This window comes from uncultured Nitrosomonas sp., assembly GCF_902826915.1.
GTDB lineage: Bacteria > Pseudomonadota > Gammaproteobacteria > Burkholderiales > Nitrosomonadaceae > Nitrosomonas.
In genome coordinates this window covers 1-22,800 of the sequence record NZ_CADEGP010000013.1, presented here as the reverse complement: position 1 = coordinate 22,800, position 22,800 = coordinate 1, and the positions used below count along the sequence as shown (strand labels likewise).

General features: G+C 37.4%; 37 protein-coding genes. 1 reads left to right on the top strand and 36 read right to left on the bottom strand.

The features are described 5' to 3' along the window. Positions 1 to 3: 3 nt before the first annotated feature. The 3 genes from QZV86_RS03825 to QZV86_RS03815 are packed head-to-tail and all read right to left on the bottom strand — an operon-like array spanning position 4 to position 2,320. Positions 4 to 618, bottom strand: coding sequence for a type 4a pilus biogenesis protein PilO (locus QZV86_RS03825; RefSeq protein ID WP_295624263.1), 615 nt, complete (start codon positions 616 to 618; stop codon positions 4 to 6). Between the two features lie 17 nt (positions 619 to 635). After that, positions 636 to 1,220: a PilN domain-containing protein gene (locus tag QZV86_RS03820; RefSeq protein ID WP_295624195.1), complete on the bottom strand. Its 585-nt coding sequence runs from the start codon at positions 1,218 to 1,220 to the stop codon at positions 636 to 638. Further along, positions 1,217 to 2,320 (bottom strand): pilus assembly protein PilM, encoded by a 1,104-nt coding sequence (locus QZV86_RS03815; protein WP_295624193.1) that lies wholly within the window; start codon positions 2,318 to 2,320, stop codon positions 1,217 to 1,219. Before QZV86_RS03815 ends, QZV86_RS03820 begins: the two co-directional genes overlap by 4 nt. 231 nt (positions 2,321 to 2,551) lie before the next feature. Here QZV86_RS03815 and QZV86_RS03810 point away from each other — a divergent pair, with 231 nt between their 5' ends. After that, a complete protein-coding gene (locus tag QZV86_RS03810) occupies positions 2,552 to 4,870 on the top strand; it encodes a penicillin-binding protein 1A (RefSeq protein ID WP_295624191.1) in 2,319 nt (772 codons plus the stop codon). Between the two features lie 33 nt (positions 4,871 to 4,903). On the opposite strand, the gene hemB is transcribed toward QZV86_RS03810, so the two are convergent. From hemB to rpsJ, 33 genes are all read right to left on the bottom strand, one after another. Next, positions 4,904 to 5,917 (bottom strand): porphobilinogen synthase, encoded by a 1,014-nt coding sequence (gene hemB / locus QZV86_RS03805; protein ID WP_295624189.1) that lies wholly within the window; start codon positions 5,915 to 5,917, stop codon positions 4,904 to 4,906. 196 nt (positions 5,918 to 6,113) lie between these two features. Further along, positions 6,114 to 6,710, bottom strand: a complete 597-nt coding sequence (gene yihA / locus QZV86_RS03800) for a ribosome biogenesis GTP-binding protein YihA/YsxC (RefSeq protein ID WP_295624187.1) — start codon at positions 6,708 to 6,710, stop codon at positions 6,114 to 6,116. Between the two features lies 1 nt (position 6,711). Next, positions 6,712 to 7,467: a type III pantothenate kinase gene (locus tag QZV86_RS03795; RefSeq protein ID WP_295624185.1), complete on the bottom strand. Its 756-nt coding sequence runs from the start codon at positions 7,465 to 7,467 to the stop codon at positions 6,712 to 6,714. A 6-nt stretch (positions 7,468 to 7,473) separates the two neighbouring features. Then, positions 7,474 to 8,469 carry a biotin--[acetyl-CoA-carboxylase] ligase gene (locus QZV86_RS03790; RefSeq protein WP_295624183.1) on the bottom strand — a complete coding sequence of 332 codons (996 nt, stop codon included), beginning with the start codon at positions 8,467 to 8,469 and terminating at the stop codon, positions 7,474 to 7,476. 61 nt (positions 8,470 to 8,530) lie between these two features. After that, positions 8,531 to 8,935: a 50S ribosomal protein L17 gene (rplQ, locus tag QZV86_RS03785; protein WP_295624181.1), complete on the bottom strand. Its 405-nt coding sequence runs from the start codon at positions 8,933 to 8,935 to the stop codon at positions 8,531 to 8,533. Continuing rightward, positions 8,922 to 9,929, bottom strand: a complete 1,008-nt coding sequence (gene rpoA, locus QZV86_RS03780; RefSeq protein ID WP_295624179.1) for a DNA-directed RNA polymerase subunit alpha — start codon at positions 9,927 to 9,929, stop codon at positions 8,922 to 8,924. The genes rplQ and rpoA overlap by 14 nt, the downstream gene beginning before the upstream one ends. Positions 9,930 to 9,974: 45 nt before the next feature. Next, complete coding sequence (gene rpsD / locus QZV86_RS03775) at positions 9,975 to 10,601, bottom strand: 30S ribosomal protein S4 (RefSeq protein WP_295624177.1); 627 nt, start codon at positions 10,599 to 10,601, stop codon at positions 9,975 to 9,977. Between the two features lie 12 nt (positions 10,602 to 10,613). Continuing rightward, a complete protein-coding gene (gene rpsK, locus QZV86_RS03770; RefSeq protein ID WP_293005623.1) occupies positions 10,614 to 11,003 on the bottom strand; it encodes a 30S ribosomal protein S11 in 390 nt (129 codons plus the stop codon). Positions 11,004 to 11,035: 32 nt separating this feature from the next. Next, positions 11,036 to 11,395, bottom strand: a complete 360-nt coding sequence (gene rpsM, locus QZV86_RS03765) for a 30S ribosomal protein S13 (protein WP_295624173.1) — start codon at positions 11,393 to 11,395, stop codon at positions 11,036 to 11,038. 35 nt (positions 11,396 to 11,430) lie between these two features. Further along, on the bottom strand, positions 11,431 to 11,544 hold the full coding sequence (gene rpmJ, locus QZV86_RS03760; RefSeq protein WP_295624171.1) for a 50S ribosomal protein L36: 114 nt from the start codon (positions 11,542 to 11,544) through the stop codon (positions 11,431 to 11,433). Positions 11,545 to 11,577: 33 nt separating this feature from the next. Continuing rightward, positions 11,578 to 11,796, bottom strand: coding sequence for a translation initiation factor IF-1 (gene infA, locus QZV86_RS03755; RefSeq protein ID WP_013647126.1), 219 nt, complete (start codon positions 11,794 to 11,796; stop codon positions 11,578 to 11,580). Between the two features lie 20 nt (positions 11,797 to 11,816). Next, on the bottom strand, positions 11,817 to 13,148 hold the full coding sequence (gene secY, locus QZV86_RS03750; protein WP_295624169.1) for a preprotein translocase subunit SecY: 1,332 nt from the start codon (positions 13,146 to 13,148) through the stop codon (positions 11,817 to 11,819). Positions 13,149 to 13,165: 17 nt separating this feature from the next. After that, positions 13,166 to 13,597, bottom strand: coding sequence for a 50S ribosomal protein L15 (gene rplO, locus QZV86_RS03745; protein ID WP_295624167.1), 432 nt, complete (start codon positions 13,595 to 13,597; stop codon positions 13,166 to 13,168). 1 nt (position 13,598) lies between these two features. Beyond that, positions 13,599 to 13,790, bottom strand: a complete 192-nt coding sequence (gene rpmD / locus QZV86_RS03740) for a 50S ribosomal protein L30 (RefSeq protein ID WP_295624165.1) — start codon at positions 13,788 to 13,790, stop codon at positions 13,599 to 13,601. Beyond that, positions 13,783 to 14,325, bottom strand: coding sequence for a 30S ribosomal protein S5 (gene rpsE / locus QZV86_RS03735; protein WP_295624163.1), 543 nt, complete (start codon positions 14,323 to 14,325; stop codon positions 13,783 to 13,785). Before rpsE ends, rpmD begins: the two co-directional genes overlap by 8 nt. Before the next feature lie 13 nt (positions 14,326 to 14,338). Beyond that, complete coding sequence (gene rplR / locus QZV86_RS03730; protein WP_295624162.1) at positions 14,339 to 14,695, bottom strand: 50S ribosomal protein L18; 357 nt, start codon at positions 14,693 to 14,695, stop codon at positions 14,339 to 14,341. Positions 14,696 to 14,705: 10 nt separating this feature from the next. Then, positions 14,706 to 15,239 (bottom strand): 50S ribosomal protein L6, encoded by a 534-nt coding sequence (rplF, locus tag QZV86_RS03725; RefSeq protein ID WP_295624160.1) that lies wholly within the window; start codon positions 15,237 to 15,239, stop codon positions 14,706 to 14,708. Between the two features lie 12 nt (positions 15,240 to 15,251). Next, a complete protein-coding gene (gene rpsH, locus QZV86_RS03720; protein ID WP_295624158.1) occupies positions 15,252 to 15,647 on the bottom strand; it encodes a 30S ribosomal protein S8 in 396 nt (131 codons plus the stop codon). A 71-nt stretch (positions 15,648 to 15,718) separates the two neighbouring features. Next, entirely contained in the window at positions 15,719 to 16,024 is a 306-nt protein-coding gene (rpsN, locus tag QZV86_RS03715) for a 30S ribosomal protein S14 (RefSeq protein ID WP_295624156.1), read from the bottom strand. A 7-nt stretch (positions 16,025 to 16,031) separates the two neighbouring features. Then, positions 16,032 to 16,571, bottom strand: a complete 540-nt coding sequence (gene rplE, locus QZV86_RS03710) for a 50S ribosomal protein L5 (RefSeq protein ID WP_295624261.1) — start codon at positions 16,569 to 16,571, stop codon at positions 16,032 to 16,034. A gap of 19 nt (positions 16,572 to 16,590) precedes the next feature. Next, complete coding sequence (gene rplX, locus QZV86_RS03705; protein ID WP_295624154.1) at positions 16,591 to 16,908, bottom strand: 50S ribosomal protein L24; 318 nt, start codon at positions 16,906 to 16,908, stop codon at positions 16,591 to 16,593. 18 nt (positions 16,909 to 16,926) lie between these two features. Next, on the bottom strand, positions 16,927 to 17,295 hold the full coding sequence (gene rplN / locus QZV86_RS03700) for a 50S ribosomal protein L14 (RefSeq protein WP_292921636.1): 369 nt from the start codon (positions 17,293 to 17,295) through the stop codon (positions 16,927 to 16,929). Positions 17,296 to 17,471: 176 nt separating this feature from the next. Continuing rightward, the gene (rpsQ, locus tag QZV86_RS03695; RefSeq protein WP_366925684.1) at positions 17,472 to 17,723 is read right to left on the bottom strand and encodes a 30S ribosomal protein S17; all 252 of its coding nucleotides are present in this window, start codon (positions 17,721 to 17,723) and stop codon (positions 17,472 to 17,474) included. Next, positions 17,716 to 17,913: a 50S ribosomal protein L29 gene (gene rpmC, locus QZV86_RS03690; protein WP_295624152.1), complete on the bottom strand. Its 198-nt coding sequence runs from the start codon at positions 17,911 to 17,913 to the stop codon at positions 17,716 to 17,718. The genes rpsQ and rpmC overlap by 8 nt, the downstream gene beginning before the upstream one ends. A 2-nt stretch (positions 17,914 to 17,915) precedes the next feature. Further along, positions 17,916 to 18,332, bottom strand: coding sequence for a 50S ribosomal protein L16 (gene rplP / locus QZV86_RS03685; RefSeq protein ID WP_062558938.1), 417 nt, complete (start codon positions 18,330 to 18,332; stop codon positions 17,916 to 17,918). Positions 18,333 to 18,347: 15 nt separating this feature from the next. Next, positions 18,348 to 19,166, bottom strand: a complete 819-nt coding sequence (rpsC, locus tag QZV86_RS03680) for a 30S ribosomal protein S3 (protein WP_295624150.1) — start codon at positions 19,164 to 19,166, stop codon at positions 18,348 to 18,350. Between the two features lies 1 nt (position 19,167). After that, a complete protein-coding gene (gene rplV / locus QZV86_RS03675; RefSeq protein ID WP_295624148.1) occupies positions 19,168 to 19,527 on the bottom strand; it encodes a 50S ribosomal protein L22 in 360 nt (119 codons plus the stop codon). A gap of 9 nt (positions 19,528 to 19,536) precedes the next feature. After that, complete coding sequence (rpsS, locus tag QZV86_RS03670) at positions 19,537 to 19,818, bottom strand: 30S ribosomal protein S19 (RefSeq protein WP_292921646.1); 282 nt, start codon at positions 19,816 to 19,818, stop codon at positions 19,537 to 19,539. A 4-nt stretch (positions 19,819 to 19,822) separates the two neighbouring features. Continuing rightward, positions 19,823 to 20,656 (bottom strand): 50S ribosomal protein L2, encoded by an 834-nt coding sequence (gene rplB / locus QZV86_RS03665; RefSeq protein WP_295624146.1) that lies wholly within the window; start codon positions 20,654 to 20,656, stop codon positions 19,823 to 19,825. Continuing rightward, positions 20,656 to 20,991: a 50S ribosomal protein L23 gene (gene rplW / locus QZV86_RS03660; protein ID WP_295624144.1), complete on the bottom strand. Its 336-nt coding sequence runs from the start codon at positions 20,989 to 20,991 to the stop codon at positions 20,656 to 20,658. Before rplW ends, rplB begins: the two co-directional genes overlap by 1 nt. Then, positions 20,988 to 21,608, bottom strand: coding sequence for a 50S ribosomal protein L4 (gene rplD, locus QZV86_RS03655; RefSeq protein WP_295624142.1), 621 nt, complete (start codon positions 21,606 to 21,608; stop codon positions 20,988 to 20,990). Before rplD ends, rplW begins: the two co-directional genes overlap by 4 nt. 40 nt (positions 21,609 to 21,648) lie before the next feature. Next, complete coding sequence (gene rplC, locus QZV86_RS03650; RefSeq protein ID WP_295624140.1) at positions 21,649 to 22,296, bottom strand: 50S ribosomal protein L3; 648 nt, start codon at positions 22,294 to 22,296, stop codon at positions 21,649 to 21,651. A 66-nt stretch (positions 22,297 to 22,362) separates the two neighbouring features. After that, positions 22,363 to 22,671, bottom strand: coding sequence for a 30S ribosomal protein S10 (gene rpsJ / locus QZV86_RS03645; RefSeq protein ID WP_013647104.1), 309 nt, complete (start codon positions 22,669 to 22,671; stop codon positions 22,363 to 22,365). Positions 22,672 to 22,800: the final 129 nt, after the last annotated feature.

The window sequence follows — 22,800 nt, the reverse complement described above, 5'->3', positions numbered from 1 at the left end:
AATTTATTTACTCCCAGTCTGCTTTAATACTTCTTCTTCATCCAAGTAACGAAATGTCTTTGCAACCGCATCCAATACGAGTTTCCCGTCATTCCCAGGTAAAATGCTAACGTCATTTAACGTAACAATCCGTGACATTTGCGCAACATCACTGGCAAATGCGCCAATATCATGATAGTTTCCGGTCACCCGAATTGAGACTGGCAACTCGGCATAAAATGCATTAATCGTTTCCTGCGTATCTGGTTTAAACAATTCAAACTGCAATCCGCGCCCCAAACCAGCTTGATTTATATCCACCAACAATGCTTCCATTTCTGATTTATCAGGAAGCTGTTTCAACAATGCGCCAAGGGATTGCTCAATTTCTTTCAACTGCAAACGCAAAGCAGACAAATTGACAGCACTCCTTTTTTTAACCAAATAAGTATTTTTTAGTGTTTCTTCTTCAGCATGAATATTTTCCAGCGTTTCGATCTGATCCTGCCAAACTAGAAAATGCCCCGCCACGATAATCACAACAAATAATATTACCAGCGCAGCAACCTTAAATACCGCCGGCCAATTTCCGGCATTATTGATATCAAGCTGACGTAATTCTATGAGTAAATTATTCATCATAGTATGATTTTATTTTATCCGGCAGAACTCAAAGTTGAGTCTTGTCGATCACTGATCGATGCTTGTTTAAGCTTTATTCTCATATTGAACTCATTTTGACGTACATTATTAATTGTCATCGCTTTGATTTCCACCAACAACGGTGACTCAAGCCAAGGTGAGGACTCAAGATTTCGCATCAACGTCGATACCCATGCATTGGATTGCGCATATCCAACTAAAGTAATGTTGTTACCCTCTTGTTTGACGCTTTGCAGATATACACCATCGGGAAGCAACCTCACCAATTGATCCAACAAATGGACAACCTCTGATCGACTGTTCTGTAAGGTCTCTACGATTTGTTTACGTGTAAGTAGCTCTTGTGTTTGATTCTTAATTTCTCGGATCTCTGCGATCTCTTTATCCAAAATCGCAATCTGCTCATTTAAGTATTGATTACGGTTATTCTGAAATTCTATTTTTTCAGCAATAATGTCATGAACACCCCAAACCGCTATCAAACCTAAAAAACCAACCAAACCAGCCAATACCGCAATTTGCTGCTGCCGTGCTTTACGTTTAAGTTCACGATGAGGGAGTAAATTAATGCGAATCATGATGGATCAAAATTTCTTAAAGCTAGACCACAAGCAATCAAAAGAGAAGGCGCGTCGAGATTCAGTTGCCGCGAAATAATACGGCTCGACAATTCCATAGTTGCAAAAGGATTCAGAACCAAAGTGCTGACTTGCGTACGTGCTGCAATAATCGCGTCCAATCCAGGAATCACTGCGCTTCCACCCGCTATAAAAATATAATTCACTTCGGTATATTGCGTTGAGGTATAGAAAAACTGAATGGCACGCATCACTTCGATAGCCAATGTTTCGCAAAATGGTTGCAAAACATCCGCTTGATAGTTTTTAGGTAACTCTCCGCTACGCTTAGCTGCTTCAGATTCTTCCAGCGAGAGATTAAATTGATTATGAATTTCTTGTGTTAATTGATTGCCACCGAATGATTGATCTCGAGAATATATCGACTCATTATTAAGTAGCACATTAATTTTCATGACAGTCGCGCCAATATCAACCAGTGCCATTACCTGATCTTTGCCTCCCCCTGGCAATTGATTCAGTGTCAATTCGAACGCTGCTTGCGCCGCATAAGGCTCCACGTCCATAACAATGGCTTTCAAACCGCCAGATAGAGCTGCTGCCACACGATCTTCAACTTTTTCTTTACGCGAAGCCGCAATTAAAACTTCAACTTCCTCCAAACTATCGGGAATTGATCTAGTAATTTGAAAATCAAGATCAACTTCATCTAATGGAAATGGAATATATTGACTCGCCTCATTTTCCACTTGAAAAATTAAATCATCTTCTCGCTGTCCCGCCGGGACAATTATTTTTTTAGTAATCACATCTGTCGCAGGCAATGCTAGTGCTACATTTTTATGGCGAGTTCCCAAACGCTTCCATCCACGTAGTAAGCATTCACTCACTGCTTCCATATTCGCAATGCCACCATCTAGCATCGCATCTACTGGCAAAGATTCTATAACATAGCGATCTATCCGATAAGTTTGGCTTCCCTTATCAATCTGTGATAACTCAACCATTTTTACCGATGAAGAACTGATGTCTACACCAATCAATGGAGACGACTTCATTTTTAAGAAGCCTAGATCAATAGCTAAATTTTCCTTGAACATTGTCTGTTTAGCGACGATACTCGCAAATTAAAAGTTGCCCTATTAGAGCTAGAATATGTAAAATTCCAACTGTCGGCATAAATTCCATGAAACTATTCGACAGATTGAAGAAACTGGAATTGATTCTGACAGAATCTGAAAAATTCTATTCAAAGAAAAACACTAGATATACCCCCCCTTTCACTGGGTAAATTGACAATACCACTCTATGACAAACCCATATCTATTTTCATGTTAGCTCGTTGGTCATATTATTTCTTCCTTACATTTTCAGCATTAGGCTTAATTGGTATACTATTAGCAGGCTTTGCTGCGTTGGTTATCTACTCAAACCTGCCATCGCTGGAAACATTGACTGATTACCGTCCTAAAATTCCCCTAAGAATATACAGTGATGAAGGTTTATTAATCGGAGAGTTTGGTGCAGAGCGAAGAAATGTTGTAACTATTTCTCAAGTTCCAGAAAATCTAAAACAATCAATTCTTGCAGCAGAGGACGATCGTTTTTACGAACACGGCGGCGTTGATTATCTTGGTGTGCTACGAGCAGCCTATTCAAATTTTTCTGCAGGAAGTGTACGACAAGGTGCCAGCACCATAACAATGCAAGTGGCACGAAACTTTTTTCTGACGAGGGAGAAGACACTCACCAGAAAATTCAGCGAAACACTATTAGCATTTAAGATTGAGCGCAGCCTTACTAAAGACAAGATTTTAGAACTCTACATCAACCAAATCTATCTTGGACAGCGTAGTTATGGTTTTGCAGCAGCAGCACAAACATACTTCGGAAAATCTTTACAAGAAATTAATATTGCAGAAGCCGCCATGCTGGCAGGACTTCCTAAAGCGCCTTCTAGCTATAATCCTGTTAGTAATCCTAAACGAGCTAAAAGCCGACAACTTTACGTTTTAGGAAGATTATATAAACTTAACTACATTTCTAGTAAAGAACTAAGCGAATTAACAAAACAATCTGTTCCAGTAAAAAAAAGGGCGGCAGCCTTTGCAGTACCAGCAGAATATGTTGCCGAAATGGTTCGTCAGGTAATCTACGATCGATATCAGGAAGATGCATATAACAAAGGTATAAAAGTCTATACGACGATCCGTCAACTTGATCAAGAGTCTGCTTATCGGGCTCTACGAAAAAATGTAATTGAATACGATCGGCGTTGGGGTTATCGAGGCCCCGAAGCATTTGTTGATTTACTGAAAAATGGAGCGAACCAGGAAAAAACATTGAATGATGCATTAGATGAGATTAATGACAGTGATGATATTTATGCAGCAATTGTATTAGCTGCAAAACCAAATAAAGTTCAGGCTTATCGTAAAGGCGGGGAAATCATAGAAATTACAGGTGATGGACTTAAATTTGTACAAAAATCTCTTACTGACAAAAATGAGCCAGGGAGAAAGTATATTATCCCTGGCGCACTAATCCGCATTCAGAAAAACCAAAAGAATTTATGGCACATCGTTCAACTGCCTGAAGTTGAATCAGCGCTTGTTTCAATTGATTCCAATGATGGCGCGGTGCGCGCTTTGGTCGGCGGTTTTGATTTCTATAAGAATCAATTTAATCACGTCACCCAAGCATGGCGACAGCCTGGATCCAGCTTTAAACCATTCATTTACTCTGCCGCTTTGGAAAAAGGCTTCACTCCGGCGACAATTATCAATGATGCACCGCTTTCGTTTAGCGCAACTCAGACGGGAAGTCAGTCATGGGAACCGAAAAATTTCGATGGCAAATTTGAGGGACCAATACGCATGCGCACCGCCTTGGCCAAATCAAAAAACCTTGCATCTATTCGGATACTACAAGCCATTGGTATCAGCTACGCACAAGATTATATAACGCGATTTGGTTTTGATGCGGAACGCCATCCCCGTTATTTACCGATGGCACTTGGAGCAGGTTCAGTGACACCAATGCAAATGGCTGTAGGTTATGCCGCATTCGCAAATGGCGGATTTCGTGTTGCTCCATACTTTATAAAAAGTATCGAAGATGAAAAAGGTAACATCATTGAACAATTCCGCCCCATATCAGCATCAAGTGGTGCCAAAAGAGTCATTGATCCACGCAATGCATTTATTATGACTAGTATGATGCAAGATGTGATTAACCGTGGCACAGCTGTTAAAGCTAAACAGCTAGGACGCAGTGATCTTGCAGGGAAAACCGGCACTACTAGTAATTTTATAGATGCTTGGTTTTGCGGTTTTCAGAAAGACTTGGTCACTATTGCCTGGACAGGATATGACGAACCAAAATCATTAGGCAACAATGAAACTGGCGGGCGTGTCGCATTGCCTCTATGGATGGATTATATGGACCCAGTTTTGAAAGGCGTTCCAATAGCCGAGTACCGGCCACCCAATGGAGTTCAGACAGCGAAAATTAATTCAGCGACAGGGTTTAGAGATGATTATGGGGATATTACAGAATATTTCTTTAATGAATTGCTTCCTCCCATTATCGAAAATTCTATTGAGCTCACACCTAAAGTAACAAAAGATGTCAAAGATCAATTATTTTAAGAAATAGAATAGCAAGTTAAGTGGATTCTAATTTCATGCATTCGAGTCTTTCTTGAGCCATTCAGCCGCCTTGACAGCATAATAAGTTAAAATCCCATCTGCTCCCGCGCGTTTAAAAGAAAGCAATGACTCCAACACGCAAGATTCTTCATTTAGCCATCCGTTAATCGCGGAAGCTTTGAGCATTGCGTACTCACCGCTGACTTGATAAACAAATGTAGGTGCACCGAACTGATCTTTCACTCGGCGAACGATATCTAAATAAGGCATCCCAGGTTTAATCATCACCATATCGGCACCCTCGTCCAGATCTAACCCAACCTCCCATAAAGCCTCATCGGAATTTGCAGGATCCATTTGATAAGTATATTTGTTACCCGCACCTAGATTATTAGCGGATCCAACAGCGTCGCGAAATGGTCCATAAAAACTTGAAGCATACTTAGCAGAATACGCCAAAATGCGTGTATGAATAAATTCCTGACTATCCAAGCTGGTTCTAATTGCGGCAATACGTCCATCCATCATATCTGAAGGTGCCACAATATCTGTCCCTGCTTGAGCATGAACCAAAGCTTGTTGACAAAGAACATTTACTGTTTCATCGTTCATCACATAACCAGACAGGTCAACCAAGCCATCTTGGCCATGAATTGTGTATGGATCCAAAGCAATATCAGTAATTACTCCCAATTCAGGAAAGCTTATCTTCAGTTGCCTCACTGCCCGAGGCACAAGTCCATCAGGATTATAAGCTTCACTTGCAGTAAGGTTTTTATGTTCAATATCAATAACTGGAAAAATAGCAATAGCTGGAATACCAAGTTGCACGCACTTCTCTGCCTGAATCATTAAAAGATCGATACTCTGTCTTACTATGCCAGGCATTGATTCGATATTTTCACTACGATTCTTTCCATCTAAAATAAAAACTGGATAAATCAAATCTTCTGGTAGAAGATGTACCTCTCGTATCAAATTGCGAGAGAACTTATCGCGACGCATTCGCCGCATTCTTCTTTGAGGAAAATGACTACTTTGAAACATAATAATAATAAATAAGAAAAATTAAAAAATGATCTGGGAACTGACTTGAATATTGTGTGTCTCACAAGTGGACAATCTTGATCGTCCCCCTGTCTTTCCTCCCTGAGGCAGGGAATGTGATATTAAGGCGGTTCCCCCGGTTTTACTCCCCTTTAACCGGGGTTTTTTATGTCTAATCATAATAATTAAGCAATTGCTAATTTGTTTGTAACCATTCATTTATGATTGTCGTTGCATCATCAATGCCAATATTCGTTATGCTTGAGAATAATTGCACACTACATTGTGGATAGAATTCTTTTATGAAGAAAGTTACTTTATGTAAAGTGATATTTGCTTGCAGCTTACTTAATTTATCAGCCTTTGTTAATAAAATATGAATTACTTTTCCTGTCGGCGAGAACCAATCAAGCATTTGAATATCCAGAGGTTTCAGAGGATGACGAATATCCATTATTAATATCAATCCCTTAAGTGAATCACGTGTCTGTAAATAATTACTTAATAAATTTTGCCAATGTTGCCGTATGTGCTCTGGAACCTTAGCGTAGCCATAACCAGGTAAGTCAACAAGAAACTGGTCTGATGTCAATTGAAAAAAATTTATTAGTTGTGTACGTCCTGGTGTTTTGCTAACAAATGCTAAGCGGTTTCTATTGGTTAATGCATTGATAGCACTTGATTTCCCAGCATTTGAACGTCCAGCGAACGCAATTTCAATGCCAGAATGCTTGGGTAAATCTCGATCGTCATGTGCAGAAGTATAAAAAGTGGCATTCAGTAATCGAGGCATATTAGCTAGGTTCTGAATTTCCTACAGTATCATTAGCGACTATTATCAAGCCTTCCAGCACTAAATTATTAATTACCTTTATTGGAAGTTTGAAAAAAGGAATTAATAACGAAGCACTGCCGCCACTTATGATGCAATTGACAGAGGCTAGATTCACACTTGACAATAACAGATTGTACATCCGATCAACAGCACCTAGAATGCAATGTATCAACCCACTTTGTAGCGCATTTTCAGTACTGACAGGAAAATCTTCATAACGACCCAACTCGACATTAGTAAGTTGAGTGCCTGATAAAAGGCTTCTAGTCATTAAATTAAAACCCGGCAGTATGATTCCACCAAGGAATTTCCCAGATTCAGAAAGAACATCAATTGTTACTGCTGTTCCAACATTAATTACTAAGCATGGCTGCTTTTCGATTCTCCAAGCAGCGATTAAAGCTGCCCAACGATCACTTCCTAATTGACTCGGATCACTGTAGCCATTAATCACATTACATCTAAAATTGTTAGAACTTAGCCATTGTGGTTTCGAGGGCCATAGAGAAATTAATTTAGTTATTTGATTTTTAGTTTCACTTCGTGCAACATGAGAAATAATAATGAAAGTCGGCGTGGGGAGATTTATGAATTCATCTTCAAGATTAAAAACATCCTTGTAAAACACATTACCTTGCTTTAACCACTGATCACCGCGATATAATCCCCATTTTATATTAGAATTTCCAGAGTCTATGGCAAGTATATGGGACATTAATTCTTAGTAAGCTCTAGATCGCACCGAAATATTTCCGACATTAAATGACTTCTTTCCTTCAGGTGTTAACAAACAGATAGCGCCATTATCTGCTATTCCATCAACTATACCTGTGATCGACAAACCATTTGGAAAGATCAAATCAACTTCACATCCTTCGTAAGAATGATAACTGATCCATTCTTTTTTAAAATATACAAAACCATAATAATTGAAATCTTTGAGAATATTGTGTAGCTCTAATAATAACTCACCAAATACTTGGTTGCGGTCTATTAAATTACTAGTGACCTCTGACAGATCGATAGCTTTCTGATCAATCGAAGGTTTAATCGATTCAGATAGATTAAAATTAATACCTATGCCTATTACCGCATACGATGGTCCACATATTTCACCACGAATTTCGATCAAAATACCAGCTAATTTATGATTATTACATAGAATGTCATTTGGCCACTTGATGTTAATATTCTGAATAGAATAAGATTTTAAGACCCTTAAAATTGCAATGCCAGTTACTAAACTTAAACCAGATAAATGAGACACTCCTTTGTCAAAGCGCCAACACATTGAAAACATAAGCCCATTACCAAAGCCACATTGCCAAATACGTCCCTCGCGTCCTCGACCGCTAGTTTGAAATTCTGTAGCAACAACTGAGACTGTGCCTTTAATTAATGCTTTTCTTTTTAATTGATTAAGAAGGTAATTATTCGTAGAGTCAACAATATCGAATAATCTTAAATCGAATTTCTTTGAGCTAACTGACGTGTATTTAATAATTAATTCAGTATTCAACCAAACTATTGGCTTATTCATCCGAATTATATTTCCATCAATATCTACTACATCAACACTATAATTTTTTAGTTGATAAACTAAGAAATAAATTGAAGTTAGTGAACATTTAAGATGTTTCGCTAAAGAACTCGCTGAATGATGCATACCGTCATTTAGCAAGACTAACAAATGCAGTGCTTTTAAATTTACATACATATCTGCATGAAAATATAATAGCTCAGATTATTGAGTATTTTTTTACAAAAAAATTAATTTATTAATTACTTTTATCTGTAATAGCAGATTTAGACTCAACTTCATATACAGGTTTATCTAATAGCTCTACCAAAGCCATTGGAGCATTATCCCCTTTTCTGTAACCATATCTAAGAATTCTGATATATCCTCCCGAGCGAGAGATATAACGAGGCCCCAATTCAGAAAATATTTTTGTTACACTTGAACGATCACGAAGTCTATCGAAAGCCAACCTTTTATTTGCAAGTGAAGGGTTTTTTCCTAAAGTAATCATAGGCTCAACATATCTTCTTAGTTCTTTAGCTTTTGGAAGTGTCGTTTTAATTATTTCATGACGTAATAGTGAATTACTCATATTACGAAACATAGCTTTTCTATGACTACTAGTTCGATTTAGCTTTCTCAAAGCATTATTGTGGCGCATGATTATTTTCCTTTGAAACACTATCAAGATTAGCCGGTGGCCAATTATCTAATTTCATTCCCAATGTAAGCTCTCTTGAAGCCAAAACTTCTTTGATTTCATTAAGTGATTTTCTTCCCAAATTAGGTGTTCTAAGCAGCTCAGCTTCAGTTCTTTGAATTAAATCACCTATATAATATATATTTTCTACTTTCAAACAGTTAGCTGACCTTACCGTTAATTCTAAATCATCAACCGGACGGAGTAATATGGGATCAATCTGCGGAGCTTGTGGTTTTTCTTTTGGTATAGGTGTACTTTCAAGATCAGCAAAAACAGATAATTGCTGAACTAAAACTCGAGCAGCAAAACGTATTGCTTCCTCAGGCTCAACTGCACCATTTGTTTCGATATCGACAATTAATTTATCTAGATCTGTTCGCTGCTCAACACGGGCACTCTCAACCGAATAACTAACGCGTTTAATTGGGCTAAAAGATGCATCCAGCAATATCGTCCCTATACTATTTTTTTCATTGATGCCAATTTTTCTAATATTAGCAGGAGCATAGCCTCTTCCTTTTTCCACTTTAAGCTGCACATCAATTTTTCCGTCTGATGTCAGATGAGCAATCACATGCTCTGGATTAATTATTTCAACATCGTGGCTTAATTCAATATCTGCAGCTGTAACAATACCTTTACCAGTTTTATTTAATGTAAGAACAACCTCATCATTATTATGTAGTTTTAAAACAATACCCTTTATGTTCATCAATATATCAACAACATCTTCTTGCACGCCATCAAGTGCCGAGTATTCATGCAATACGCCAGCAATTTTAACCTCTGTTGGAGCATATCCAGTCATAGAAGACAATAATATCCGCCGCAAGGCATTGCCTAATGTATGACCATAACCCCGTTCAAATGGCTCCATAACAACTTTTGCATGAAGTGGTGATATATTTTGAACATCAATAATTCTTGGCGTTAGCAAATCTGTGCCGTGCATAATAATAATGTGCCTTTAGATAAAGAAAATCAATACTATTATTGATTACTTAGAATACAATTCGACAACCAAAGATTCATTAATTGTCGTAGGTAGATCAGATCGTTCAGGCTTCATTTTAAAAATGCCTTTCATTGCCTTAGTGTCAACTTCAATCCATGTTGGGAAAGTTCGACTATTTGCCATTTCAAGTGCGTGTTTAATTCTCAATTGTTCTTTTGCTGCACTCACAACCTCAACAATATCTCCTGCTTTCACTCTATATGAAGGAATATTTACACGACTACCATTTACTAAAATACAATTATGCCGGACTATTTGTCTAGCCTCAGATCTTGATGCTCCAAATCCCATATGAAAAGCGACATTATCAAGGCGACTTTCAAGCAACTGAAGGAGATTATCACCAGTTATACCACGTTGTTTGTCAGCAATTTTATAAATATTCCTGAATTGTTTTTCCAAAATTCCGTATATCTTTCTTATTTTTTGCTTTTCCCGTAGCTGACCACCATAATCGGAAATTCTTCCTTTCTTCTGACCATGTTGTCCCGGTGGATAATTTCTTCGTTCTATTGCACATTTGTCAGTAAAACATTTTTCACCCTTCAGGAAAAGCTTCTCACCTTCACGTCTACATTGCTTGCATTTAGGTTCAATATTTTTTGCCAAAGTTTAATCTCCTCAGATTCTTCGTTTTTTTGGAGGACGGCAACCATTATGCGGTACTGGTGTTACGTCTGAAATGCTAGTTATTTTAAATCCAGCCGAATTCAAAGCTCTCACAGCTGAATCTCTTCCGGGTCCAGGGCCTTTAACTCTGACCTCTAAGTTTTTTACGCCACAATCAATTGCTATTTTACTTGCATTTTCAGCAGCAATTTGTGCTGCAAATGGTGTACTCTTACGAGAACCTTTAAACCCTGCCCCTCCGGAGGTTGCCCATGATAAAGCATTGCCCTGTCTATCAGTAATTGTAACAATTGTGTTGTTAAACGAAGCATGTATATGAGCTATGCCTTCCGACACATTCTTCTTTATTTTTTTTCGAACTTTAGAAGTTGCTTTAACCATTTAATTACCTTTTATACCTATACATAAAATTATCATCGAGCACGTATCGCTTTACGAGGCCCTTTTCTAGTCCTTGCATTAGTGCGGGTTCTCTGACCACGGACAGGAAGGCCACGTCGATGACGTAAACCACGATAACATCCAAGATCCATAAGTCTCTTTATATTCATTGAGATCTCTCGGCGCAGATCTCCTTCAATTGTTAGTTTTGCAACTTGATCACGTATCAATTCTATCTGATCCTCAGATAAATCCTTAAGCTTTCGATCAATATCGACACCTATAGCTTTACATATATCATTAGAACTTGTTCGGCCAATTCCATATATAGAAGTTAATGCTATACCGATATGTTTATGGTTGGGAATATTTACACCAGCGATACGCGCCATTCAATTTCCTTGTGTATAAAAAAATAACTAATTAATTATCCTTGCCGCTGTTTGTGCCTAGGATCTTCGCATATAACTCTAAGCACTCTATTACGACGTATAATCTTACACTTCCTACAAATTTTTTTTACGGATGCATTTACTTTCATATTTTCTAGTCCACAAAGGGTTTTAAAAAAGCACTATTTAGCTCGAAATGTAATTCTAGCCCTAGTAAGGTCATACGGGGTCAAGTCGACCGTTACCTTGTCACCAGGCAAGATCCTTATATAGTGCATTCGCATCTTACCTGAGATATGACCAAGAACAATATGGCCATTTTCTAGCTTAACTCGAAATGTCGCATTGGGAAGAGTTTCAAGTATCTCCCCTTGCATTTGTATTGTTTCTTCTTTAGCCATTAAATTATTGTGATAACCTGCTATTTAGCATTTAGCTTTCCGGTATTGGTTTTAAGATTAGTTTTTTTCAATAAACTGTCATACTGCGAAGACATCACATGAGACTGTACTTGCGACATAAAATCCATTGTAACTATCACTATAATTAAAAGCGATGTACCACCAAAATAAAATGGCACATTCCATTTTAGGATCAAGAACTCTGGTAACAGGCATACGAGTGTCACATATATCGATCCTGCTAAGGTTAAGCGAAGCATTATTCTTTCAATATATCTAGTAGTTTGTTCTCCAGGCCTAATACCAGGAACAAAAGCTCCGCTTTTTTTAAGATTGTCGGCTGTTTCTTTTGGATTAAAAACAAGCGCTGTATAAAAAAAACAAAAGAAAATAATCATTACAGCGTACAGCATCACATAAATTGGCTGTCCAGGAGATAATGCAGCACTAATATCTTTTAATAGTATCATTGACTCATTATTTGCAAACCATCCTGCCAAGGTTGCCGGAAATAAAATAATGCTTGATGCAAAAATAGGCGGTATCACTCCCGCCATGTTTATTTTTAAAGGTAAATGGGAACTCTGGCCGCCGTATATCTTTTGACCAACCTGGCGCTTTGCATAATTCACCAAAATACGTCTCTGCCCTTTTTCAACAAATACGACAAACCACGTGACTAAAGCGGCAGCTATAAATATCCCCAGCGCAACAAGAAAATGCATCGAACCAGTACTAACTAAATCCAAAGTTCCACCTATAGCACTTGGTAAGCCTGCTGCTATACCAGCAAATATTATTAGAGAAATACCATTACCAATACCACGCTCGGTTATTTGTTCACCCAACCACATTAAAAAAATTGTTCCTGTTACCAACGTAATCACTGTAGTCAGTATAAACATCCCACCGGGGTCAATTACCAATCCACTTTGCGATTGAAGTGCAATTGAAATTCCATAGCTTTGTACTAACGCAAGAGCAAGCGTACCATATCGCGTATACTGGGTAATTTTCCTTCTACCACTTTCACCTTCCTTCTTTAGTGCTTCCAAGTAAGGTACAGCAACAGTTCCAAGTTGCATAATAATAGAAGCTGAGATGTAGGGCATTATACCCAACGCAAATATCGAGAAACGTGAAAGTGCCCCACCTGAGAACATATTAAACATCCCCAAGACGCCACTTTCCTGGGATTCAAATAGGTCTTTTAATACAATTGAATCAATACCAGGAACTGGAACATGAGCTCCAATCCTATATACAATTAACGCTAGTAACAAAAACCATAAACGTCGCTTTAAATCAGAAAATTTGTCGACAGGCTTATTTAATGAACCTTTTATAGCCACTTTTATTCCTTATGCTTCTATAATATTTTTCCACCCGAAGCTTCTATCATCACTTTGGTTCCTTTGCTGATATAGAATCCTTGCAACGAAATCGCTCTATCAATTTGATCTATACCATAAATTTTAACTTTTTTAACTTTATCGGAAATAATATTATATTTTTTTAACAAATCAACACTAATCACTTCCTCAGAAACTATCTTTAAATCCCTCACCCGCAAGCAAGAATAATCATCTCTTTTAAAAGTCAAAAAACCTCTTTTTGGCAAACGCCGCTGAATTGGCATTTGTCCGCCCTCAAACCCTACTTTATGAAATCCTCCGGAACGTGATTTTTGTCCTTTATGGCCTCGACCGCAAGTTTTTCCAAAACCTGACCCCATACCCCGCCCCACTCGCACTTTACTTTTCGCAGAACCAATAGCAGGTTTAATTGAATTTAAAAACATATCAATCGCACTTTATTAAGTATTTAATCTTATTAATCATTCCAATAGTTTCGGGTGTTTTCTCTAGCACTGATGAGCTGTTAATTTTTTTTAAACCCAAACCCCTTATAGTTGCTCTATGAGATTGTTTCACGCCTATTAAACTTTTAACCAAGTATATTTTTATAGTATTTGGTATTTTTTCATCAACCATTATCAAGTCCTAAAATTTCTTTAACCGTTTTCCCACGTTTTGCAGCTATACTTGCAGGTGTGTTCATAGAACTTAATCCCTTAATTGTTGCTCGCACAACATTATATGGATTCGTAGAACCAATACATTTAGCTAGAATATCCGTCATACCAATTACTTCAAAAATCGCTCGCATAGGTCCGCCAGCAATAATTCCCGTCCCCTCTGGTGCAGGCTGCATATATACTTTAGCAGCTCCATGGGAAGCAATAATTGGATGATATATAGTACCGTTTTTTAATTTAATCTTAATCATTCTTCTACGAGCTTCATCCATAGCCTTTTGAACGGCAACCGGAACTTCCCGTGATTTTCCCTTTCCCATCCCGACACTGCCATCGCCATCTCCCACAACAGTAAGCGCTGCAAAGCCTAAAATACGTCCACCCTTTACAACTTTGGTAACTCGATTGATAGCCACCATTTTCTCTCGCAAATCATCACCAGTCTCTTCATTTCCTGAGGGCTTCACACCTGCCTTGCCAATTTTTGCCATTTTAAATCCTTGATTAGAATTTTAATCCATTTTGGCGCGCAGACTCTGCCAGCGCCTTTATTCTTCCATGAAATTTATATCCAGATCTGTCAAAGGCGATATTTGTAATTCCACACTCCTTACCTTTCTCGGCGATTCTTTTCCCAATAAAAGACGCAGCTGTCACGGAGCTACCTGATGAAATTTCTTTTTTAACATCGGACTCTAAAGTAGACGCACAAGCTATGGTTTTATGCTGATTATCATCTATTAATTGCGCATATATATGCAAATTAGTTCTATGCACACATAATCTTATTGTTCCGATTTCTGCAATCTTATATCGAGTCTTTCTTGAGCGTCTTAATCGCCTATCTTTTAAATTTGCCATATTATTTCACTTATTTTTTCTTCGTTTCTTTGAGAATAATTTTCTCATCTGAATAACGAACACCCTTACCCTTATATGGCTCTGGTTTTCTATATGCTCGTATTTCAGCAGCCGTTTGCCCAACTACTTGCTTGTTCATTCCTTTAATAAGGATCTCTGTCTGCGTCGGGGTTTCAATTTTGATTCCATCAGGGATGATATAATCTATAGGATGTGAAAATCCCAAAGCCAAGTTAATTTTATTCTGCGCTGCCTGAGCTCGATAGCCAACACCCACTAACTGTAATCTCCTTTCAAAACCGACAGTCACACCGTGAACCATATTAGCCACAAGAGACCTGACTGTCCCTGACATAGCGTTAGCATGCTTTGATTCATTTACTGACTTAATTCTAATTTCATTTTCAACCACTTCCAACACAACAACATTAGTTAATTTTTGATGTAAAGTTCCTAGAGGTCCTTTTATTGATATGTTATTATTAGAAGCGATCACTTCAACATTGGATGGGATGGTTATGGGATTTTTACTAACACGAGACATTTAATATCTCCTTTAAACAACATAACATAATAATTCTCCGCCAACTCCAAGATGTTGTGCTTTTCTTTGAGTCATCACACCTTTAGATGTAGACATGATTGCAATCCCCAATCCGTTCATTACATTAGGCAAATTCTTACTAGATTTATAAATTCTTAAACCAGGTTTGCTAACGCGTTTTATCTTTTCTATTACTCGATCACCCGAATGATATTTTAGTTTGATTTCTATATTTTTTTTGCCTCCCTGATCGATGATATCAAAAGCTTCTATATACCCCTCATCTTTCAGAACACTAGCTATTGCATGTTTAATGCGAGAACTTGGCATTATTACTGATATTTTTTTTGCCATTTGCCCATTACGCACCCGTGTTAGCATATCCGCTATAGGATCACTCATACTCATAATGCATTACCTACCGATTAGTTACATTAATACAAAATTGATAATTTTTACTATCAAGCAAAGATCATACATTACCAGCTAGCTTTGATTATTCCTGGAATTTTACCACTCATCGCGATATCTCTTAACTTGCTCCTTCCTAGGCCAAATTTAGAGTAAACACCTCTAGGCCTACCGGTTAATGCACACCTATTTCTTAATCGCACTGGACTAGAGTCTCTCGGTAAATTTTGCAATGCTAGACGAGCTTCACTACGCTCGGTATCACTGAGCGCAGAATCATTTATTATTTTCTTTAAATTTATCCTTTGCCCAACATACTTCTGCACTATTTTATATCTTTTGATATTTCTATTAATAATAGCAAGCTTTGCCATTTTGATCTCAGTTTTTAAATGGAAAATTGAAGGCAGATAACAATGCCTTCGCCTCAGCATCACTTTTAGCTGTAGTTGTAATTGATATATTCATTCCACGCAAATCGTCTATTTTATCATAATCTATCTCGGGGAAAATAATTTGTTCTTTTATACCCATATTATAGTTACCCCTGCCATCAAAAGATTTTCCAGAAATTCCTCTAAAATCTCTTATTCTGGGTATTGCGATGGTTATTAGTCGATCGAGAAACTCATACATTCTAACTCGTCTCAGTGTAACCATACATCCTATTGGATAATCCTGTCTTACCTTAAATGTTGCAATAGATTTCTTAGCTTTAGTAATTACAGGATGCTGGCCAGATATTTTTTTTATGTCAGCTAGTGCGTTCTCTATTATTTTTTTGTCTATAGTCGCTTCACCTAGACCAATATTTAAAGTAATTTTTGTTATGCGTGGTACTTCCATTATTGAATTGTATTTGAATTGTTCCATTAGTTTCTTAACAGCCACATTCTTATAATATTCTTGTAAGCGAGTCATACTTAAATCCACTTCCTTTTTACGGTTCAATCAAATCGCCACTAGATTTAAATATACGGACTTTATTATTTTCCGAAGTAAGCTTAAATCCAACTCTGTCAGGTTTCTTTGAATTAAAATTATAAATTGCAACGTTAGAAACATGTATCGGCATTTCTTTTCCGATTATGCCACCCGCACTACCATTAGTCGGGTTAGGTTTTTGATGTTTCTTAACTATATTTATTCCTTGAATGATTAAATAATCGATTCTTTCAATACGAAGAACAGTTCCTCTTTTGCCTTTATCTTTACCGGCAATGATAATCACGTCATCACCCTTTTTTAATTTTTGCATATCACTCCCCTCCCATAGCTATAATACTTCTGGAGCTAGAGATACAATTTTCATAAAATGCACATTTCGCAACTCTCGAGTCACTGGGCCAAATATACGTGTTCCTATCGGCTCAAATTTATTATTAAGCAATACAGCTGCATTGTCGTCGAATTTTAATAAAGATCCGTCATTACGTCTTACACCTTTCGCTGTTCTAACTACTACTGCATTATATACCTCACCTTTTTTTACTTTTCCTCTAGGTGCCGCATCTTTAACGCTAACTTTAATAATATCACCTATTCCAGCGTATTTTCTTTTTGATCCGCCAAGTACTTTTATACACATAAGTGAACGAGCACCAGTATTATCTGCTACCCGTAATATTGATTGCATTTGAATCATTTTCTATTCGCTTTTCGTTATAATTTATTTCAAGCACTGATTAAATATTATTTTCAATGGCTAGATCAGAACAAATCAATTAAAATTCTTACCATATCCAAAACCTAATATGAAATAAACATTGATATATCACATAGTCTAAATACTATACAAATATCTTATTTACTCTGTATTCTCTATATTTTATCTATTACTTTCCAATTTTTGGTTTTAGATAAAGGCCGACATTCTTCTAATAAAACGGTATCGCCTATCGAATACCGATTAGTTTCATCGTGAGCATGATATTTCTTAGTTCTTGTAATAAACTTCCCATACAGTGGATGTATCAATCTACGCTCTACCAATACGGTTACAGTTTTATCCATCTTATTACTAATAACTTTCCCACTTATAGTACGTGTACGGTTTAATTTATCGCTATTCATGATCATTTTGTTGCTGGGTTATAAATGTTTTTACTCTGGCAATATCTCTTTTTATCATTCGTAGCTTATTAGTATTCGACAACTGCTGCGTTGCCAGTTGCATTCTTAACCCAAATTGCGCTTTTAATAAAGAAATTAGCTCGACATTTAATTCCGATAGCTGTTTGTTTTTCAATTCGACTGACTTCATCACTATCCACCAATTTGCCTTATAGTAAATGTTGTTCTAATAGGAAGCTTTGCTGCAGCTAGTCGGAAAGCTTCTTTTGCCAACTCTTCTGTCACTCCATCCATTTCATACAAAACTTTTCCCGGTTGTATTTCTGCCACATAATACTCTGGATTTCCTTTTCCATTCCCCATTCTAACTTCAGCAGGTTTTTGCGAGATTGGTTTATCAGGAAAAATCCTGATCCAAATTCGCCCCCCTCTTTTGATATGTCTCGTCATCGCCCTACGAGCCGCTTCAATTTGACGTGATGTTAGTCGTCCTCTTCCTATCGCTTTTAAGCCGAATTCACCGAAGCTAACTTTAGCTCCACGCGTGGCGATCCCAGTATTTCTTCCTTTTTGCTGCTTTCTATATTTAGTTCTAGCTGGTTGAAGCATTCATTTCTCCACAATTCATTTTTCATCAACTTCTGCAATCTGCTCAGTATGGGTCGAACTATCTTCTAAACCTGAATCTTTATTACTGTTTATTTCATTCTTTGAATCTGAGGAATTTATGAATGACAAAGAAGAACGCTTATTGTGTCTTTTTTTTTCATTTTCTGAATTCTGATTTGTAAATGAATGAATTACTTGTTCGCCTTTACCAAGTAATTCACCTTTAAAAATCCATACTTTTATACCTATGATTCCATAAGTTGTTTTAGCTTCTGATGTTCCGTAATCAATATCAGCTCTTAACGTATGAAGTGGAACTCTTCCTTCTCTATACCACTCAGTACGAGCAATCTCAATCCCATTTAATCTACCAGAGCTCATAATTTTTATTCCTTGAGCACCAAGTCTCATAGCATTCTGCATTGCCCGTTTCATTGCTCTTCGAAACATTATTCTTTTTTCTAACTGTTGCGCGATATTATCCGCTATTAATTGTGCATCAATTTCTGGTTTTCTAATTTCTTCTATATTTACATGAACAGGAACACCCATTCTTTTTTGTAGCTCGCTACGCAATACTTCAATATCTTCACCTTTCTTACCTATAACGACACCCGGGCGAGAACTAAAAATTGTAATTCTAGCATTCTTTGAAGGCCTTTCTATCAAAATCTTACCAACCGATGCATTTTTAAGTCTATTTGCAAGAAAAGTCCGAACCTTTATGTCTTCATTAAGCATAGCCGGAAAATTACTACTATTCGCATACCATCTCGACAACCAATTTTTTTGCACAGACAGCCTAAAACCAGTCGGATTTATTTTTTGACCCATATCAGTTAGTGCCTTTATTAGTATAACTACTACCATCACCCAAAGTCAGTGATATGTGGCAAGTTGGTTTCACAATTCTATTTCCACGACCTTTAGCACGAGCACTAGTTCTCTTCATAGATGCACCTTGATCAACAATAATTGATGAGATCGTAAGCTCATCAATATCAGCACCATCATTGTGTTCAGCATTTGCTATTGCAGACTCTAGTAGCTTATGTATTATTTCCGCACCCTTTTTTGGACTAAATATTAATATGTTCAACGCCCTGTCCACAGCTAAGCCCCTTACTTGATCAGCAACAAGACGACATTTCTGAGCTGAAATTCTTGCACCACGTAATTTAGCAATTGTTTCCATTTTTATTTTTTAACGCTTCGTAACAACTTTCTTGTCACCAGCATGTCCTTTAAAAGTACGTGTTAATGAAAATTCCCCAAACTTATGACCCACCATATTTTCGGTAACAAATATCGGTATGTGTTGTTTTCCATTATGGACTGCTACAGTTAATCCAATAAAATCAGGCAATATCGTTGATCGTCTCGACCATGTTTTAATAGGCCGCTTATCATTTGTATTTCGCGCCTTTTCTATTTTTAACACTAAATGAGTGTCAACGAATGGTCCTTTTTTTACTGAGCGTGGCATTTAATCACCCTTTTTTTGAATAACGATGACGAATTATCATCACATTTGTTCTTTTATTTTTGCGAGTCCTATATCCCTTGGCTGGTGTCCCCCAAGGACTTACCGGATGTCTCCCCGCTGATGTTCTACCTTCACCGCCACCATGAGGATGATCTACGGGATTCATTGCCACGCCACGCACAGTCGGCCTAACTCCACGCCATCTTACTGCGCCCGCCTTACCAATGGATCTCAAACCATGCTCTGCATTTCCTACCTCACCGATAGTAGCACGGCAATCTATATGAACTTTACGCACCTCACCTGACCGCAGTTTAATTTGCGCGTAATTACCTTCTCTAGCTTGCAATTGAACAAACGAACCTGCTGATCTAGCTAATTGAGCTCCTTTTCCAGGCAACAACTCAACACAATGAACTATTGTTCCTATTGGTATATTACGTAGTGATAAAGTATCACCAAGCTTAATTTGTGCCAAATTTCCACTACCAATTTTCATTCCTACTGCCAATCCTTTTGGTGCAATTATGTATTTTCTTTCCCCATCGGCATAACATACCAAAGCGATATTAGCTGATCTATTTGGATCATATTCAATACGCTCTATAGTAGCGGCGACATCATCTTTATTGCGTTTAAAATCCATCAACCTATAATGTTGTTTATGACCTCCACCACGGTGCCGTGTGGTGATATGCCCATGATGATTACGGCCTGCAGTTTTAGACTGCTTTTCAAGTAAACTTTTATGAGGCTTTCCTTTGTGCAATTCTTTATTTACCAGCTTAACAACAGATCTTCGCCCAGGCGATGTTGGTTTTAATTTTACAAGCGCCATCATTTAGCCTCTACATTCGAAAAATTTGCAAAATTCAACTCTTGCCCGCTTTTAATCCTCACTATAGCCTTTTTCCAATCAGATCTTTTTCCCATAAAACGTCCAAACCGCTTTTTCTTTCCTTTAACATTAATCGTTTGAACCTTTTCTACTTCAATTTTTTGTTCTTTCCATAGCAACTCCACAGCTCTTTTTATTTCTAGCTTAGTAGCGTCCGTCGCTACACGAAACATAGTTTGATTATTTTTCTCGCCTAAATAGGTTGCCTTTTCTGAAATATGAGGCGCCAATATGATTTTTAATAAACGGCCTTGATTGCTAATTACACTATTCATGAAAGAAGCTCCTCTATCCTTTTTAAACTATCGCTCGTGATAAGTGTTTTTTTAAATTTCAAAAGACTGACTGGATCTATATTGTGCACTTCAACAACAGCAATATTAGGAATATTTCGCGATGACAAATAAAGATTACTATCAATTTCATTCGTTATAATCATCGCATTACTCAATTCGAGAGCTTCTAATTTCTCTGACAATGCTTTAGTTTTATACGAATCAACGCTAAATGATTCAATAACAAATAACCTATTATCACGAATTAGTTGCGAGAATATAGAACTAATTCCGGCACGATACATTTTTTTATTCAATTTCTTTTTAAAACTTTCCTCAGAACTGCTGGGAAAGATTTTACCGCCACCGCGCCATATAGGACTCGAAGCCATACCAGCACGTGCTCTGCCCGTACCTTTTTGGCGCCATGGCTTGCGAGTTGACTTTGCGATATCCGATCTACCTTTTTGTGCCCGAGTTGCAGAACGTGCATTAGATAAATATGAAGTCACAACCTGATGAACGAGCGCCTCGTTATAATCTCTCTTAAAAAGCTCATCAGAGACAGTTATGCTTCCTGTTTTCTGATTTTTATTATCGATAAGCTCAATTTCCATTACTTATTCACCCTACTGTTTATATTTTATCTTTATGAATTCACTTTTTTTCTTTTACGCTTGATCGAACTATTACATATCCATCTTTCGATCCTGGAACCGCACCCTTAACTAACAACAAATTTCTTTCGCTATCAATTCTTAATATTTCAATATTTTGTGTAGTTCTTCTCACATTACCCATATGCGCAGCCATACGCTTACCTGGAAAAATACGCCCCGGATCTTGGGCCATACCAATTGACCCTGGTTTATTATGCGCTTTCGAATTGCCATGACTTGCTCTATTGGAAGAGAAGTGATGTAACTTTATTGCTCCTGCAAAACCCTTTCCTATCGTAACTCCAGATATATCAACTTTTTGCCCTATTTTAAATATATCGCTCCTAATCTCCATACCATTCTGGAATTGATCAAGAATAGAATCATCATTTACCCTGAACTCTCTGACAATGCTCCCAACCACCACACCAGCTTTAGCACAATGACCGGCTGTCGATTTATTCACCCTTGATATCTTTTTCTGACCAAATGATATCTGTGCAGCACAATAACCATCAGAAGAAGTTTTCTTTATTTGAGTTATACGATTATTTGTAACATCAATTACTGTTACTGGAAAAGCATCTCCATTCTCCACGAATATTCGCATCATACCGATCTTACGGCCAATTAATCCTAAACTCATTCTATCTCTCTTCTCAGGAGTGTTCTTTATTTAATTTCTTAATCTTAAGAAAATATTAATTTTTTATTACAGCTTTATCTCTACATCGACACCTGCAGGCAGGTCCAATTTCATCAATGCGTCCACTGTCTTATCTGTCGGATCTATTATATCCATTAACCTTAAATGCGTTCTAATTTCAAACTGATCACGCGAAGTCTTGTTCACATGAGGCGAGCGCAACACATCAAAGCGTTCTATCTTTGTTGGTAATGGAATCGGCCCCTTTACTACCGCTCCTGTCCTTTTTGCTGTTTCAACAATTTCTATAGCTGATTTATCTATCAAACGATAATCGAAGGCTTTAAGACGAATTCTAATTTTTTGATTTTGCATATACTCGTTCCCGAATTAATAAATTCAATAATTAAACCAAACTATATTGAACTTATTTTTCTTTACCTTCTCGATCACTCAATAATTTTAGCAACAACGCCGGCACCAACAGTTCTACCACCCTCGCGT